Source organism: Akkermansia massiliensis, from assembly GCF_018847375.1.
Lineage (GTDB): Bacteria > Verrucomicrobiota > Verrucomicrobiia > Verrucomicrobiales > Akkermansiaceae > Akkermansia > Akkermansia massiliensis.
Genome location: NZ_CP072036.1, coordinates 182827 through 198551, shown reverse-complemented (window position 1 = coordinate 198551; position 15725 = coordinate 182827). Strand labels below are relative to the sequence as shown.

General features: G+C 61.6%; 15 protein-coding genes and 1 tRNA gene. 9 read left to right on the top strand and 7 right to left on the bottom strand.

Features of this window, described 5'->3' with window-relative positions; all coding sequences use genetic code 11:
- The first annotated feature begins 5 nt into the window (after positions 1–5).
- The 6 genes from J5W70_RS00880 to J5W70_RS00855 all read left to right on the top strand — a co-directional run bounded on the left by J5W70_RS00880 (position 6) and on the right by J5W70_RS00855 (position 5002).
- Complete coding sequence (locus tag J5W70_RS00880; RefSeq protein ID WP_022397503.1) at positions 6–920, top strand: ABC transporter permease; 915 nt, start codon at positions 6–8, stop codon at positions 918–920.
- Entirely contained in the window at positions 917–1873 is a 957-nt protein-coding gene (locus tag J5W70_RS00875) for an ABC transporter permease (protein ID WP_257228315.1), read from the top strand. The genes J5W70_RS00880 and J5W70_RS00875 overlap by 4 nt, the downstream gene beginning before the upstream one ends.
- 19 nt (positions 1874–1892) lie before the next feature.
- Complete coding sequence (locus tag J5W70_RS00870) at positions 1893–2255, top strand: DMT family protein (protein WP_102721059.1); 363 nt, start codon at positions 1893–1895, stop codon at positions 2253–2255.
- Positions 2256–2308: 53 nt separating this feature from the next.
- A complete protein-coding gene (locus tag J5W70_RS00865; protein WP_022397498.1) occupies positions 2309–2545 on the top strand; it encodes a hypothetical protein in 237 nt (78 codons plus the stop codon).
- 257 nt (positions 2546–2802) lie between these two features.
- Positions 2803–3984 carry a tyrosine--tRNA ligase gene (tyrS, locus tag J5W70_RS00860; RefSeq protein WP_102721061.1) on the top strand — a complete coding sequence of 394 codons (1182 nt, stop codon included), beginning with the start codon at positions 2803–2805 and terminating at the stop codon, positions 3982–3984.
- Between the two features lie 37 nt (positions 3985–4021).
- Complete coding sequence (locus J5W70_RS00855; protein ID WP_022397496.1) at positions 4022–5002, top strand: bile acid:sodium symporter family protein; 981 nt, start codon at positions 4022–4024, stop codon at positions 5000–5002.
- Positions 5003–5021: 19 nt separating this feature from the next.
- On the opposite strand, the gene J5W70_RS00850 is transcribed toward J5W70_RS00855, so the two are convergent.
- Positions 5022–5378, bottom strand: coding sequence for a hypothetical protein (locus J5W70_RS00850; RefSeq protein ID WP_022397495.1), 357 nt, complete (start codon positions 5376–5378; stop codon positions 5022–5024).
- A gap of 189 nt (positions 5379–5567) precedes the next feature.
- On the opposite strand from J5W70_RS00850, the gene J5W70_RS00845 reads away from it, so the two are divergent.
- Positions 5568–6785, top strand: a complete 1218-nt coding sequence (locus tag J5W70_RS00845; RefSeq protein WP_022397494.1) for a hypothetical protein — start codon at positions 5568–5570, stop codon at positions 6783–6785.
- Positions 6786–6839: 54 nt separating this feature from the next.
- Here the strand turns inward: J5W70_RS00845 and J5W70_RS00840 are convergent, their stop codons facing one another.
- From J5W70_RS00840 to J5W70_RS00825, 4 genes are read right to left on the bottom strand one after another with little or no spacing between them, the layout of a single operon-like run.
- Complete coding sequence (locus J5W70_RS00840) at positions 6840–9038, bottom strand: hypothetical protein (RefSeq protein ID WP_022397493.1); 2199 nt, start codon at positions 9036–9038, stop codon at positions 6840–6842.
- Positions 9035–11017: a vWA domain-containing protein gene (locus J5W70_RS00835; protein ID WP_022397492.1), complete on the bottom strand. Its 1983-nt coding sequence runs from the start codon at positions 11015–11017 to the stop codon at positions 9035–9037. The genes J5W70_RS00840 and J5W70_RS00835 overlap by 4 nt, the downstream gene beginning before the upstream one ends.
- Positions 11018–11054: 37 nt before the next feature.
- A complete protein-coding gene (locus J5W70_RS00830; protein ID WP_022397491.1) occupies positions 11055–11999 on the bottom strand; it encodes a M28 family metallopeptidase in 945 nt (314 codons plus the stop codon).
- A gap of 23 nt (positions 12000–12022) precedes the next feature.
- Positions 12023–12910 carry a ParB/RepB/Spo0J family partition protein gene (locus J5W70_RS00825; RefSeq protein ID WP_022397490.1) on the bottom strand — a complete coding sequence of 296 codons (888 nt, stop codon included), beginning with the start codon at positions 12908–12910 and terminating at the stop codon, positions 12023–12025.
- Between the two features lie 368 nt (positions 12911–13278).
- Here J5W70_RS00825 and J5W70_RS00820 point away from each other — a divergent pair, with 368 nt between their 5' ends.
- Together J5W70_RS00820 and J5W70_RS00815 are read left to right on the top strand one after the other, a co-directional pair.
- A complete protein-coding gene (locus J5W70_RS00820) occupies positions 13279–13605 on the top strand; it encodes a hypothetical protein (protein WP_022397489.1) in 327 nt (108 codons plus the stop codon).
- Positions 13606–13708: 103 nt separating this feature from the next.
- A complete protein-coding gene (locus tag J5W70_RS00815) occupies positions 13709–14092 on the top strand; it encodes a hypothetical protein (protein WP_022397488.1) in 384 nt (127 codons plus the stop codon).
- A 144-nt stretch (positions 14093–14236) separates the two neighbouring features.
- Here J5W70_RS00815 and J5W70_RS00810 read toward each other — a convergent pair whose 3' ends face one another.
- Entirely contained in the window at positions 14237–14818 is a 582-nt protein-coding gene (locus J5W70_RS00810; protein ID WP_022397487.1) for a putative peptidoglycan-binding domain-containing protein, read from the bottom strand.
- Positions 14819–15601: 783 nt separating this feature from the next.
- A tRNA-Thr gene (locus J5W70_RS00805) sits at positions 15602–15676 on the bottom strand.
- Positions 15677–15725: the final 49 nt, after the last annotated feature.

The following is a 15725-nucleotide window of genomic DNA, read 5'->3' as shown; positions in this document are numbered from 1 at the left end:
CCAGGATGATTTTGAAACGCCTGGGGCAGGGGCTTCTGGTCCTGCTGGTGCTGGAGACCGTGACGTTTTTCCTGATACGCCTGCTGCCGGGCCACCCCTTCATGGGGGAGAAGAAGCTGCCGGAGCACGTCCTCCAGCAGCTCCAGGCCAGCTACGGGCTGGACCAGAGCTCCCTGGTCCAGTACGGGCGCTACTGGTGGAACATGCTGGTCCATGGCGACCTGGGGCCGTCCCTGGTGAAGGAGGGCATCAGCGTGGCGGACATGATCGGCCAGTCATTCCCGGTATCCCTCCAGCTTGGCGTCATAGGCATGGTGATTTCCATTCTGGTGGGCATTCCCGCCGGGATCGTGGCGGCCCTGTACAAGAACCGGTGGATGGACTGGTGGGTGATGCTGGTTTCCATGGCCGGCATCTGTATTCCCGCCTTCGTGGTGGCTCCGCTGCTGGGTGTGGCGCTGGGCATGCATGTGCCCGGCCTGAGCGTGGCCGGATGGGATTCTCCCGGCTGCGTGGTGCTGCCTGCGCTGACGCTGGGGCTGGTGAATGCCGCGTATCTGGCGCGCCTGACGCGCGGCGGCATGCTTGAGGTGCTGGGGCAGGATTTCATCAGGACGGCCCGCGCCAAGGGGGCGGGCCCCTTCCGCACGGTCTGGAAGCACGCCCTGCGCGGCGGCCTGATTCCGGCCCTTTCCTACCTGGGGCCGGCCTTTGCCGCCATGATTACCGGCTCCTTTGTAGTGGAGACCTGCTTCCAGGTTCCCGGCATGGGCCAGCATTTCGTGAACGCCACCACGGACCGGGATTATTTCCTGATCCAGGGGCTTGTCCTGTTTTACGGCATCCTGATCGTCGCGGCCAACCTGGCCGTGGACCTGGTGCAGATGGCCGTCAACCCCAGATTGAGGGCGGAGTCATGAAGAACAGGGAATGGAACAGCATGGAGGAGCAGGGCTCCTCCCTGTGGAAAGACGCCTTTCTGCGGCTTTCGCGCAACCGCGCGGCCATGTGTTCCCTGCTGGCGCTGGCGCTGATTGTGGCGGCCTGCTTTCTGGGTCCGCTGCTGCCGTGGCTGCCGCATCCGAATGTGCAGGACCTGTCCCGCATTGCGGAAAGTCCTTCCTGGCAGCACTGGTTCGGCACGGACCAGCTCGGGCGGGACCTGCTGGCGCGCGTGCTGTACGGAGGCCGCATTTCACTGCTGGTGGGCGTGGTGGCCACGGGCGTTTCCCTGGTCATCGGCGTGACGTACGGGCTGGTCTCCGGTTATGCCGGGGGCAGGCTGGACGCCCTGATGATGCGCCTGGTGGACGTGCTTTTCGCCCTGCCGTTCATCGTGCTGGTGATTATTTTCTCCCTGTCCGTGGAGGAACCCGCCCAGCAGCTGACGCAGTGGGTTTCCGGCGTCACGGGCTGGTCCGTGGAGATGGTGAGTCCCATGACCGGATTGATTCCCCTCTTCATCGCCATCGGCGCGCTGGGCTGGCTGACGCTGGCGCGCATCGTCCGCACGCAGACGCTGGAGCTGAAGGGGCAGGAGTTCGTGGAGGCGGCCCGCTCCCTGGGCATCGGGCACATGAAAATTCTGTTCCGCCACATTGCGCCGAATTTGTTCGGGTCCGTCATCGTGTACACGACGCTGGCCGTTCCCGGCATCATGCTGCTGGAGGCTGTCCTGTCCTTCCTGGGCCTGGGCGTAAAGGCTCCCAATTCTTCCTGGGGCACGCTGATCAAGGAGGGGGCGGACCGCATGGAGGTGAGCCCGGAACTGCTCCTGTTCCCGGCGCTGCTGTTTTCCGCCACCCTGCTGGCGCTGAATTTCCTGGGGGACGGGCTGCGTGACGCCCTGGACCCCAAGTCTTCCAAGGATTGACGCTTTTGAATAAAAGACAATGAAGGTTGCTTTAACGATTTCCATGCTGGTGGTCTCCAACGTTTTTATGACGTGGGCGTGGTACGGGCATTTGAAGAAGGGTTCCGCGGCGGACGACAAGCCCCTGCTGCTGATTATCCTGATGAGCTGGGGCGTGGCGTTTTTCGAGTACTGCTTCATGATTCCCGCCAACCGCCTGGGCAATGCGGGAGGCCTTAACGTGGCCCAGCTCAAGATCATGCAGGAGGTGATCACCCTGTGCGTGTTCATTCCCTTCGCCCTGTTCTACATCGGGGAGAAATGGAAGTGGGACTACCTGTGGGCTTTTTTATGCGTGCTGGGGGCCGTTTTCTTTGTCAATAGGGAGCGTTTGCTCGGGTGACAGACTTTTTTCGTTCGCATTCCTCTTTCAGGGTGGTCTTACCATTTAGAAAGATGAATATGAAAATAATACCTATTCTTGCAGCAGCAGCCGTAGCCGTCCTGGCCGCAGGCTGCCACCATCGCCATAATAATAATGATTATTACCGCCCCGGTCCGTCGCACCATTATAACCATAATGATTATAACAACGGCTGGCATCACGGGCAGAACAGGCCGGGTCCCAAGCCCCGCCCGCATTACGTGACCGCCAACCAGGCTTCCTATCCCCGCCTGTACCAGCTCATGTAGTTTTTGCGGTTCCGCAGGAACGCCGCCGCTTGCGGAAAAGGGCAGCGTAAACCATGGAGCGGCGTTGGCGGGAAGGGCGTGTGAAGGGACGCAGTTTTGGCATGCCGTTCCCTGCGTGGCACGGATACCACCTCCGGGCCGCCCGCTTCCCGGTACCGGCACGGGCTCCGGAGGGCCCTTTGCCGGGCCTGATGCTTCGCGCACAGGATATAAGCTTGAAAAGGCGCGGTGCCCCCGGCACTCTATGCGCCAGATCAATGACTATAGATGAGCAATTAGACATATTGATGGGCGGTACCGCCGTCGTGATCAGCCGTGAAGAGTTGAAGGAGCGCCTCAAGCTGGGCCGTCCCCTGCGCGTGAAGCTGGGTGTGGACCCCACCGCGCCGGATATTCACCTGGGCCATACCGTGGCTATTGAAAAACTGCGCCAGTTCCAGGAACTGGGCCACCAGGCCATTTTGCTCATCGGGGATTTCACGGCCACCATCGGGGACCCCTCCGGCCGTTCCGTCACGCGGCCCCCTCTTTCCCGTGAGCAGGTGCTGGAGAATGCGGAGACGTACACCAAGCAGGCGTTCAAGATTCTGGACCGGGACAGGACGGAGATCGTCTACAACGGGGACTGGTTCCGCAAGATGACGTATGAGGAAGTGCTTAAGCTCAATTCCCGCGTGACCATGCAGCAGATGCTGGCCCGGGAGGATTTCAAGGCCCGCGTGGAGGGCGGCAAGGAGGTGCGCCTGCACGAAATGCAGTACCCGATCATGCAGGGCTGGGATTCCGTGGAAATCCGGTCGGACGTGGAACTGGGCGGCACGGACCAGCTTTTCAACATCCTGGTAGGGCGCGACCTCCAGAAGGAGGAGGGCATGTTGCCCCAGATCGCCATGACGATGCCCCTGCTGGAAGGCCTGGACGGCGTGCGCAAGATGTCCAAGTCCTACGGGAATTACGTGGGCGTGGATGAAGCGCCGGAAATGATGTTCGGCAAGATGATGAGCGCCAGCGACGAGCTGATGGACCGCTATTACCAGGTGCTGCTGGGCGAGAAGCGGGACATGGGACTGCACCCGATGGAAGCCAAGAAGCTGCTGGCCTGGAAGATTACGGCCCGCTATCACGACTCCGCCGCCGCGGACGCCGCCCGCGCGGACTGGGAAACCCGTTTCTCCAAGAGGGACCTGGCCGCCGCGGATTTGCCGGAAGTGGAGATCGCCTCCCTGCCTGCCGGCATGAATGCGCTGGCCCTGGTGGCCTTCCTTTTTGAGAACGTTTTCCAGGTGAAGAAGTCCAACGGCGTTTTGCGCAAGGAGCATTTCACGCCCGGCGCCATCCAGTTGAACGACGCCAAGGTGACGGACCCCGCCGCCGTGCCGGAGCTGGCCCCCGGCAGCGTTCTGCGCCTGAGCAAGAAGCACGCCGTGCGCTTCAAGTAGGGAGCCGGAAACGGCGTTCACCTTTCTTCCTTCCTCCATGCCGGGATTCCTTTCCAAATTGGACCGCTTTACCGTCGGCCTCATCGTCAGCGTGAGCGCGGGGATTCTGATTCCCTGTTCCGGCGTGTGGGATACGGTGTTCAGCCGCTTGAGCGATGCGGCCATCATCCTGCTCTTTTTCCTGTACGGGGCCAAGCTTTCCCGCCGCTCCGTATGGGAGGGGCTGATGCACTGGCGCCTCCAGGGCCTGGTGGCTGCAAGCACCTTCGTGATTTTCCCCCTGCTGGGCATTCTGAGCATGCCGCTGTGGAACAGCGTGCTGGGGCCGGATTTGTGCATGGGCATGCTGTACGTGTGCATGCTGCCTTCCACGGTGCAGTCCAGCATAGCGTTCACCTCCATGGCGGGCGGGAATGTGGCCGCGGCCATCTGCTCCGCCTCCGTTTCCAGTCTGCTGGGAGTGTTCCTCACGCCTCTGCTGGTGGGGCTGGTGTGGTCCCGCGGAGGGGAGGGAGGCGTGGATTTTTCCACCTTCCTGAACATCTGCTATATTATTCTGGTGCCCTTTGTGGCCGGGCAGGTTGCCCAGCGCTGGATCGGCAAATGGGTGGTCACGCACCGGAACATTACTTCCTGGACGGACCACAGCACGATCTGGCTGGTGATTTACACGGCGTTCAGCCATGCGATGATTAACGGCGTGTGGAAGAACCTGCCCTGGCTCTCCCTGGTGGAGGTGCTTGTCTTCTGCGGCATTCTGCTGGCCGCGGCCCTGTGGCTGACGGCCTTCCTTTCCCGCAAGTTGCATTTCTCCCGGGAGGACCGCATCGCGATTATTTTCTGCGGCTCCAAGAAGAGCCTGGCCACCGGCATCCCGATGATGAACGTGATTTTTGCCGGAGCGCCCATCGGGCTGCTGGTGATTCCCATCATGGTTTTCCACCAGCTCCAGCTGATGGTCTGTTCCTTCCTGGCCCGGAAGTGGGCGAAGGACGTGGGAAAGGGAGACAAGCTGTAAGGCAGCCTCCGCTTGCCGGTCAATGCCCGGCCAGGCGCAGGACTCCGTCGCACTGCATGTCCCGGCCAGGAACGACTACATGGCTGCCGTAGGAGGGGATTTTGGCCGTGACGGGCTTGTTGCGGAATTTGGACATGAACCGCTGGAAGGGCTCCATGTCCTCCGGGATGATCTTCACTTCCGTATAGGCGGGGTTGGACGGCATGTCCGTGATTTCCACCCGGAAGGAGCCTACGCCGTTGCCGTCCGGCGTGTAGAATTCCAGGGATTCCTCCGGGGTGGAGGGGTGCATGAAGAACAGGAAGAGCATGATGCCCAGGGCCGCCAGGGTGACGACGGTCAGCGGAATGTTTTTTCTGAGGGGACTGATGTGCATGCCTGCTTTTCCTTTCTTCCATAAGATTATGGGTTTTACTGGGACGTGTCAACCCCTCCGGAGGAAAGCCATGACGCGGAGCCGCTCCATGTTCTTTTGGCGGAACGGGTTCCGGCGGAGCAAGGGTGGACGGAAAAAGGATTGCGTCCGCGGGACAATGTGGTAGCTTGTGCGGACAAAGGGAGCCCTATGACCGTGCCCGTAAAGATACTGTCCGTATTGACAGGACTGAGCCTGGCCGGAAGCGTTCAGGCGCGCATCTGGACGAATGACCGGGGCGCTACCGTCGTAGCCGTGCTGGTGGCCGTCCGTGATGCGGAGGTGGACCTGAAGCTTCAGGACGGCCGGATAGTAGCCGTTCCCAAGAACGTTTTTTCCGGCGCCGACCAGGCGTATATCCTGGAATGGGTGAAGTCCGGCGGCACGCTTCCGGATACGGATGTGGGGGCGGAGAACCCTCCCGCGCAGGGTGCGTCCGGCGGACGTTACGTTCCCCTGGAGCCGAATTGGGACGCTCCGTGGCCGGAGAGGGCGGCCGCGCCCGGCTATCTGCTGGTGAAGGCCGTGCAGGAGACGGATGAGCTGAGCGTGTATGAAACGGACCATTTCGTCATTGAGTCCCCCGGAAAATTGCCGGAAACGGAACATATGGCCCTGGCGCGGCGTTTTGAAACCATTCTGTCCGCCCTGGCGGCCGTTCCCATGAATCTGGCGGTGGCCCGCCGCCCCTCCCGCAAGTATCTGGTGAGGGTATGTTTTCAGGAAGAGGATTTCAACAAGGCGCCGGGCCTGCGGAACGGGAGGCTCAAGTTTTCCCCCACCAGTTTTACGGCCCTGCTGCTGCGGGATAAAAAGGGAAAGCCGCTGAAGCTGGACGCGGTGGATCCGCGCTTTGCCGTCACCCACTGGGTGGCGCAGTCCATGGATTTGGAACACTGGCTGGTGGACGGTTTTTCCGCGTACATGGCTTTTCTTCCCATGGAGAAGGAGGCGATGGTATTCCGGAAGCTCCCGGGAAGGCTGGCTGCCATGCTTCCCCGCGCCGTGCGCACGGGCAGGGAGCCGCTGCCTGCCCTGGCGGACCTGCTGGCGCGGGATTCCGTTCATTCCGCCGCAGGCCATGGCCTCCCTTCAAAGGGGGACGCGTCCCGGTACTGGGCCGATCTGTTATGGACGGTGTACTGGTGCCATCTGGAAGGGGACGGCAAGGCGGAACGCCTCAGGCGTTACCTGGAAGCCTGGGATGCGGAGGACGTCAACGGGGCGCACGCCGTTCTGCTGGACGGGAAGGCTCCGGAAGAGGTGGAGAGGGAAATGGCCGCAGCCTGGAAAAAACTGGGCGTGAAGCTGAAGTTTTCACCGTCCGCCCCTTCCGCTGCGGACGGGAAAAAGGCGGCGGAGAAATGACGGAAGGAGGGGTGGAAAAGCCTCCGGTTTCCGGAAAATCCGGAGCGCACCGGGTCAGATGGTGCCGTTGAGTTTTCTGCCTATCCAGAACAGGGTGAGCAGGAAGAGAAGGGCCGCGAGCGTGTACGGGCTGCACCAGAGCAGGATGCGTGTTTCCATGGGCGGCGGCACGGGCAGCTCCTTGATTTCCTTGATGAGCTGCTGTATTTCCTCCGCCTTCACCATGCGTCCGCGCGTGATGGAGGTCATTTCCTCCATCAGGGCGGTATTGACGGGCTGGCCGGTTTTTTCCAGCGTCTCGCCCATGGTGATGACCGGAAGCGTGACGGATTTGTCCGGTTCCGCGGAGGATGAGGCGGTCAGCTTCCAGGTGCCGGGGCGGTTGATTTTGACGGAGGCGGTGAAGGAACCCCAGGTGTGGTCCATGTTGTCCATCTGCACGCGGCTGGTGGTGCCTTCCGGGGCGGTGATGTCCAGGAAGACTTCCCCGTTCTGGAGAGGCGCCCCCAGTTTGTCGGAGACCATGGCGTTGACGGTCAGCGTATCCCCCAGGCGGGGGCGTTCCGGGTTGGGAATCAGGCGGATTCTTTCCCCGGCGGCCATGTTGCGCTGGTAACTCATCCAGCGGGCCACCTGGCTCCAGAAGCGGTAGTGGTATTTGTCCTCCACGCCGCGCCGCCAGCGCCAGGCGGAGTCCGTCCCCATGAAGAGGACTTTTCCGTTGCCGTAGGACTGGGTGACGATGAGGGGAATGCGGCCGTAGGCGTTTTTGTCTGCCGCATGCACGGCCAGGACGGTGGTTCCGGCCTTGGGCCGTTCCACCGGGGCGTACCAGTTGAAGCCCGGCAGGTTGCGCCACACTTCCTCGTTTTCACCCTCCGTATCCGCCAGCATGGTAAGGAGGGAGCCGCGCCCCTCCGGCGTCAGGATGAGGGGGGAGGGGGCTGGCTGGGTGGTTCCCTCCGGCTTGGCGGTGAGGAACGTGACGGGTATCAGGTCTCCCAGCTCGGATTTCAGGAGTTCCATCTGCTTGCCCTGGTAGCCGGGCAGGAAGACGATGCCGCTGGCCTGGTTTTTCACCATGCCCTTGAGCAGGGCGGCCTGTTCCTCCGTCAGCCCCTTGGGGCCCAGCCCCACGTCTCCGATGAAGATGACGTCATACTGGGCCAGGTCTTCCATCCTGTCCGGGAATTTGACCAGGTAGCCGGGGCCTTCCCCCATTTCCTCCAGCCCCGGGTGAAAGAGCAGGGTATGCACGTCCACGCCCGGGTCGCGGTACAGGGCGTTCCGGATGAAGCGGTACTCCCAGCGCGGCAGCGTGTCGATCACCAGCACCTTGATGGATTCCCTCCTGCCGGCGATGCTGAAGGAGGAGGCGTTGTTGTTGTGCATCCGTTCCTGGGGCTGGACGGGGAGCTTGAGCTCCAGCGTTTCCGCCCCTTCCTTTTCTATCTTCCACAGGACGGCGTCGGACACTTCCCCCTGGGCCGGGATGGTGACCGTGCGGGTGACGGTTTTTCCGGTGTCCCTGGAGGCCAGGGTGAGCGTGGTGCGCGTTTCCTTGCCCAGCGTGCTTTTAATGGTGAAGGGGATCTGCACCGTCTCCCCGATGATGCCGTAGGTGGGGGCTTTCACGTCCTGGAGGGCCAGGTCGGGCAGGGGGTACGGACTGCCGGCGGGAATGATGAAGAGGGGAATGCCCCTGGTGCGCATGCGCTGGGCCTGCGTCAGCACGGAGGAGGAGGCGTTGTGGCCGCCGTCCGTGAACATGATGACCGCCCGCAGGTTGTCCGAGGATTGCATGGCGTCCTCCAGCGGCTTGGCCAGGTCCGTGCAGGCCATGGCGTAATCCGGGGAATCCGGCGGAGGGGGGGAGCCGAAGGCGGCGGATTCCACCACGTGCGTGTCTTTCAGGGATTCCGTGCTGTTGCCCTTGATCAGCTCCTGCGCGTAGGCCGTGCGGGTAACGACGTGCTGGGGGGTGATTTCCACGTCCTGCGTTTCCATGGAGCCGGAGCGGTCCTCCAGGATGGAGACCTTGGGCTTCTCCTGCGGGGCGGAGGTGACGACCCATTCCGGCTGGAAGAGCAGGAAGCAGATGGCCCCCAGAATCACCAGGCGCAGGAGTTCCAGCTTGAACGTCAGCGGACGGCGGTTGCGTTTGCAGGCGGTGCGGCTCATCCAGACGCCGGCCGCCATGACCAGGACGGCCAGGAGGACGCTTAAAGCGGTAGGTTGAAGGCTCAGGCTCATGGGCGGATGGTGGGGGAGGGACGTTTGGCCGTGTGCCTGGGCAGGCACAGGAAAGCTTCCAGCAGCAGGCAGGCGAGGGAAATGATGAGAAAGAGTTTCCAGGCCTCCTGCACCAGGGAGGGCGTTTCCGCCGTGCTCTGCATGGAGCTGATGGAGGCCTCCGGCAGAAGGAGGCGGAGCTTTTCATCCGTAATCTGGTCCGGATTGTCTTCCGACCAGGGGCGGTTCACGGCATAGGTCTGCGCTCCCAGGCGGTACACGCCTGCCGTGTCCGCCGGAGAGCCGGAGGGGTGGCTGCCCTGGGCGTTGTCCATGCGCACGGGGATGTCCGTGGCGGATTGCGGCAGGGCCGGGTCATTCACCCGGAGGGAGATGGAAGTGGAGAAGCGTTCCGCCCCGCGGTCCGCCATGCGCTGGAGCAGGGGGAGCAGCAGGTGGCCGTCCGCCAGGTTGGACCAGGAATATCTGGGCAGAGTCCCCAGGAACAGGGCGGAACCCGTTCCGGCCCTGACCTGGGCCAGGGCGCAGGTGCCGTCATCCCAGGAGGCCAGGGTGCGGTATTTGCCCAGCAGGGGCTTCCGGCGCACGGCGCGGAGCCGGTTGGCGGGAATGGCCGCCTGGTCGGAACCGTCCCGGAGGAATCCGCGCTGGCGGTCCCATGTTTCCAGGCGGTAGTACTCCTCGGGCGGGGCCGTTTCCATCGCTCCCCAGGAGACGCCCAGGAACGGATGCCGCGTGCCGTGGGCCGTATCGTCCGGCAGGAAGAGGACGATTCCCCCTTCTTCAATAAAGGCCAGTAGCTTTTCTTCCATTTCCGCGCGCGGCGGCGGTCCGTACCAGGCGACCATGGACTGGGAGGCCAGAGCGGCCTGCGCCGCCCGCGTGTTGCCGGGCATCGTGGCCTTCCTGTTGGGCAGGCCGGGAGGGGCGGACATCAGGGAGAGGGTTTTTCCCACTTCTCCGGAAGGGCCGCAGATCAGGATGTTGGCGAGGGGCCGGGGGGCGAAGGTGAAGAAAGAAATGTCATCCCTGGTGAAGTCGTCATGAGGCAGGGAAACGAAGCCGAAGCCGGATTCCTTCCCCTGCGGCAGCGGAATTTCCTTCCTGATGGCGGTGCTTTCCCCGGCCAGTTGCAGCGTGGCGGAGGCGGCGGCATTATCCACGGAAAGGTGTACCGGCACGTCCTCCGGCTGGTTGGGGTTGAAACCCTGGCGCAGCACCTCCAGGTCCAGCACCAGCCTGCCGTTGTTCACCTGGGCCTGCCTGACCCTGATGCCGCGGTTGCTTTCCGGCCTGTCGCGGAGGGCCATGATGCGGATGGAGGGGGGAATGGCCAGAGCGGCCAGCCGCTGGCGCACGCCGGGCCAGAGGGGGGAATCCGGCCTCCAGGAGGAGGCCTGCATGTCTGAGGCAATCCAGATTTCCGTCTTTCCGGAACCGGACTCCTCCAGATACGGGATGGCTTTTTGCAGCAGGGCCGGAATATCTGCGCCGCCGTCCGTGGTTTTGCTGACAGTCAGGTCCGCCAGGGCTTCCGGGGCGGGAATCTGGGTGACGGTTCCGGTGGCGGAATCAAGCAGGGACAGGCGGCAGTGGCCAAGCTGCGCAAAGGTGGATTCCACCAGCGGCGGGATGGCGTCCCGCAGGGAGTTGGTTTTGTCCGGCCGTGCGTCCATGGAGGCGGAACGGTCCAGAACCAGCAGGACTTCATTCAGTCCGGAACTCCCCCAGCCGAAGAAGCTGCTGAGCAGGGGCCGCGCAAAGGCCGTCACCAGCGCCGCCACGGCCAGGACGCGCAGCGCCAGAATCAGGTAGTGCAGCAGTTTTTTCGTCCCGCGGGTTTCCCTGGCGGCGCGGAGCAGGAATTCCATGGCCGCCCAATGGACGGAGCGGTGCCGCCACCTGTTGACCAGGTGGATGATGATGGGAATGGAGGCTGCAAAGAGGGCCCATAGCAGCCAGGGAGAGGTGAAGGACATGGGAGGATAGGGGTAGTTGGGGATTCAGGCCTGGTTGTCAGGTAGAGGGAGGGTCGGGCAGCAGCTGGCGGAGGATATGCAGGGTCATTTCTCCGGTTTGCTTGAAGGATTTCTCACCCAGAATGCCTATGTTGTCCTTGGACGTGTGCCACCAGTTGCCGTCCTGAAAATCGTCGATGATGTTCAGCGTATCCATGCCGAGGTCCATGAAGGGGACGTGGTCGTCCAGAATGGCGTAGCCGGAGACCCCCCATTCCTCCGGTGAATAGCCCAGTTCACGAATGGCGCGGGAATAAACCCGGTACATGGACTGGGGCGTCATGACCGGGATGCGTATCTTTTTTCCCTGCCGCCCGACCATGTCCAGGTTGATCATCCACTTGGGCAGCGGCTTCCGCATGGCGGCGGCATAGTGCTTGGAGCCGTACAGGCCGTCGTCACTGTCCATGTGTTCCGCAAAGCTCTCTTCTCCGTCAAAAAACACCAGCTCCAATTCCCCGGCGCGCGCGGGTTCCCCGGCCAGGATGCGGGCCGTTTCCAGAATGGCCGCTGCGCCGGAAGCCCCGTCATTGGCCCCGGTGAAGCCGGCGATGCCCTGCTTGGTGTCGATATGGCAGGTCAGCAGTCCCCGGACCGGAGCCTGGAAATCCGGCGCCTTGCCAAAGCGGGCCCGCAGGTTGACGAACTGGATGGGGCCCTTGGATGTTTCCTGTTCAAAGGACTGCTCCTGGCAGGTCCAGCCGTGTTTGGCCAGTTCCTTCTTCAGGTAGTCCAGTTGCTGGCGGTAGCCTGGAGTGCCGGAACCCCGGTCCCCCATCTCCGTCATCCGGGCGGCGTGGAACATGGCGTTTCCTCCGTTGAAGTGGGTTGTTTCCTGGAGCCGGGCAGGAATGGTTTCCGCACCCGGAAGGGGCGTTTCCACGGGATTTCCGCACTGCATCAGCAGGGCCGTGAGCAGGATGAGTCCGATGCGGGGCGTCATGGGAAAAAGACGGAGTGGAAGGTTTACTTGGAAGCGGACCATTCATCCTGGCCCAGAAGTTCAAGAATGCGGACGAATTCGGCCTTGCTGGAAAAGGTGATCTCAATGGAGCCCCGGCTTCCCTGTCCGGAAATATTTACCGGCGTGCCGAATTGTTTGGCGAGCACGCTGGAAATCTTCTTGTACTGCGGGGAGGAGGGCTTTCTGGCGGGAGCCGCCGGTTCCGGAGGATTGAGAAGCTTCTGGATGGCTTTCTCCGTCTGGCGCACGGTGTAGCCCTTGTTGACGATGTCGCGCCCGAGCTGGATTTGCTGGTCCTGGTTCTTGAGGGACAGGAGCACCTTGGCATGCCCCACGCTGATGAAGGCGTTGCCCAGCATGTCCTGGACCGCCTGGGGAAGATCCAGAAGCCGCATGCTGTTGGCTACGGCGGCGCGGGATTTGCCTACCCGCTTGGCGATGTCCCCCTGCTTCATGCGGAATTCCGTTTTCAGGCGCATGTAGCCGGAGGCCTCTTCCAGCGGGCTGAGGTTTTCACGCTGGAGGTTTTCAATCAGCGCCAGCTCCAGCACGTCCTTGTCGGAAGCCTTCCGGATGATGGCGGGCACGGTGGACAGGCCCAGGATGCCGGAAGCGCGCCAGCGCCTTTCCCCGGCAATGAGCTCATACTTGCCGCTTTCCGTTTTCCGGACGATCAGCGGCTGGATGATGCCGTGCTCCTTGATGGAGTCCACCAGCTCCGCCAGTTGTTCCGGGGTAAAGATGGCGCGCGGCTGGAGGGAGCTGGGAATAATGGAGGCATGGGATAATTGATGCACAACGTCTCCCGCCTGGGGAGCCGCCAAGGATTCACGAGACAGATTTTGATTGATAAGGGCGTCAAAGCCTTTCCCCAGAGCCGATTTTGCCATAGCAGGGAAGAAACTAGCATGAACCGGTTCCGTTTTCAACAGGGTATTTGTTATCCGCAGCGGAAATTCCCGCTTGTGCGGCCGGTTTCATCCTCCATGTTCCCGGACGTGTCAGGCGTGTTGCGCCCCACCCCGCGGGCAGGTCAAAGATGGCGGTGCCTTGAACGGCCCGCTGCCGCCGCGCTGGTTTCCGGCAGGCTGCGGATATCCTGTCCCGTGCAGGGCAGGGGGCGTTTCAAGGCCATGAACCAACAAATGAACGAGATGAACAGCAATGAACAATCCTGCCATGGCGCGGGCTTTCCCTGCGGAACCGCTGCGGCGCAGCGCGCACCTGAATTCCTTGAACTCCTTGCCCCCGCCCGCCGATGAAGCTCAATCTGACGGAAGAACAAAAGAAAGCCGCTCTGGAAGCGGGAAAGCAGGGCATGAAAAACGCCTATGAGAAAAGCAAGTACCGGCCCGGATTGACGTGGTGGGAACGCCTCCTGTGGGTGGTCCTGGCGGGAGCGGCCTATGCGGCGTCCTCCCTCCTTTCCGGCTGCGGGCATACCATAGACGTGACTGCGGAGCGGACGGAGATATGCAGGGATGGCGCCTGCCTGGTGCTGGAACCGGGTCGCCTGTCCTATTCCCAGGCCCAGCCGGAGACGGAGGTACAGCCTGTGATCCAGAGAATCCGGAAAGGCAAATGATTCCGTGCCGTCCGGTCCGCAACCTGCCGGGACAAGCGGTTCTGCATGAGCCGTCCCGGCGGGAATTGCGGAAGTGAATGGCCTGTGGCGAAAGGGGGATGGCATGAACGCTTTATCAGCCGCCGCCGCCTATTATCTGGCTGCGGGCAGGAGGGAAGAAGAGATGGATGAGGATGGGCGCTGCCAGGATGTCTATGTCCGTACCCCGGAGCTTGTCCTGATGGCGCGCCGGGTGGATTCCTCCGCTCCTTTCGGCAGGATTATCGATGTCCGCTGCCGGTTTGAGCCGGAACGGTGCGATGCCTGGCATCTCCATTTTCTGGCGGGAGAGGTGCGGGAACTGTTGACTTATGAACGGGAAATTCTTTCCCTGCCATGGATTCTGACCCAGCATGGCAAGCGCGGGGACGGGCGGCTGATGAAGTTGTCTTCTTCCCGGTTCTGCCGCCTGCTGGCGGCGTCTGCGGTTGCCGGACCGCTCTCCTGACCCTGTTGAAGAAACGGAAGCATCCATGCGGAAAACCGCATGGATGCTTTTGTTGCATGCTGGAGACCGCCCTGATGAAAGCGTGCTAGGCATTCAAAGGTGCCGGCCGCTTCCCGGTTCGCGGCATTTCTGGTGAAAGTCCTGCTAGGCCAGGGCGGCGGCGAACTCGTAGGCATTTTTACAACGGTTCCGCCAGCCATTACCGAAGGTGCTGAACTGCCTGCATGAACAATAAAACGACTCGCGCCGCTCGTAAAGGCTGTCAAGGAGTTTGCGTTCTCCGGATTCTGCAAGAACGGTTTGCAGCGTTTGGCGGGTTTGTTTTCCGGGAATGCCGTCCACGGCAATTCCGGCGCCGTGGTCGTTCAAGGCTCGCTGCAATATCTTCCCGGTGTTCTTGCTGCCGGAATTGAAATAATGGTCCCGCAGGAAGAACTCAATGCCCGGATGGGTGTCAGAACCAATCCAGGAACGGACGGCGGCGGTATTGTCCAGAATATATTGAAGACAGCCTTCCCAGGCTTCTTCCTGTTTTCCGGCGTCAAGCAAGGCTTTGAGGCGGTTGAATACGGCGGGTTCAAAGCCGTCGCAGATGCCGCAGATTTCCCACTTGCCGCCCTTGTCAGCGGCAGGAAGGCGGGAAACGCGCAGGGAGGCCGGCCCGGTGACGCGATCGTCTTCAAAGCGGAGAATGGCCGCAGCCATCTTTTTTTCTGTAGTATTCATAGGTTCCAATAATGGTGGAGGTTCGGCGGACCTGCAATGAATGCGTCTTCAAGGGGAAAAATGGCTTTTTGACCTGCCGTTTTCCATCAATGAACGGTCCGCCGCTTGAGCTGCATGCACGGCTGCCGGGGATAAATGAGGCGTCTCCGGAGCGGTTTGATGCGTCCCTGTATGGGGGTGCCGTTCTTTCCCCGGCGGCGCTGGGCCCTTTATTCCTAGGCTATTCATGAACCATTGAAAACAAAAAGCATAACGCCTGAAATTCACAAAACCCGGTGAGGGATAGTGATTCCTTCCATTTCCGGAGATTGGCGGCATTAAAGACGCCGTGGAATCGTTTCCGGATATTCCCCGGACTCTGGGAGCCATTCAGGAAAGTGGCGCTCCTCTCCGAAGCATGGCACAGGGGTTTTCCGCGACTGCTTCGGTGCACCCGGAATTTATTATGCGCAAAAAGGATGATTAAGTCTTGCGTCCCGTTGGGAATGGTGCCACAGTCAAAGGACTTTACGTTAGGATACTTCGCCCCTTGGCCTCCGTGCCAGGGGGCTTTTTTATGAATGCGGCCCGTCGTGTTCCGGATACTGCGGGCGGTATGAACTCCTGCCTCCGTTTCCGGTTCAGGATGGGCGTAATCGGAAACGGCATGCCGCGCATTCCCGTTTCAGGACAAATCCGGAGGGAACGGCCTTTTCCGTTTTGACGTGCGGCCTGACGTGGGACTGGGTTCTCCCTGGCAAGAAAAAGAAAACCCCTCAAGCGGTGAACTTGAGGGGTTTATAATGGAGCCGCTTGTCAGATTTGAACTGACGACCGTCCGCTTACAAGGCGGGTGCTCTACCACTGAGCTAAAGCGGCGTGGTGAATGAGGTGGCCCATATCTACAGAAGATGGCCCATGGTGGCAA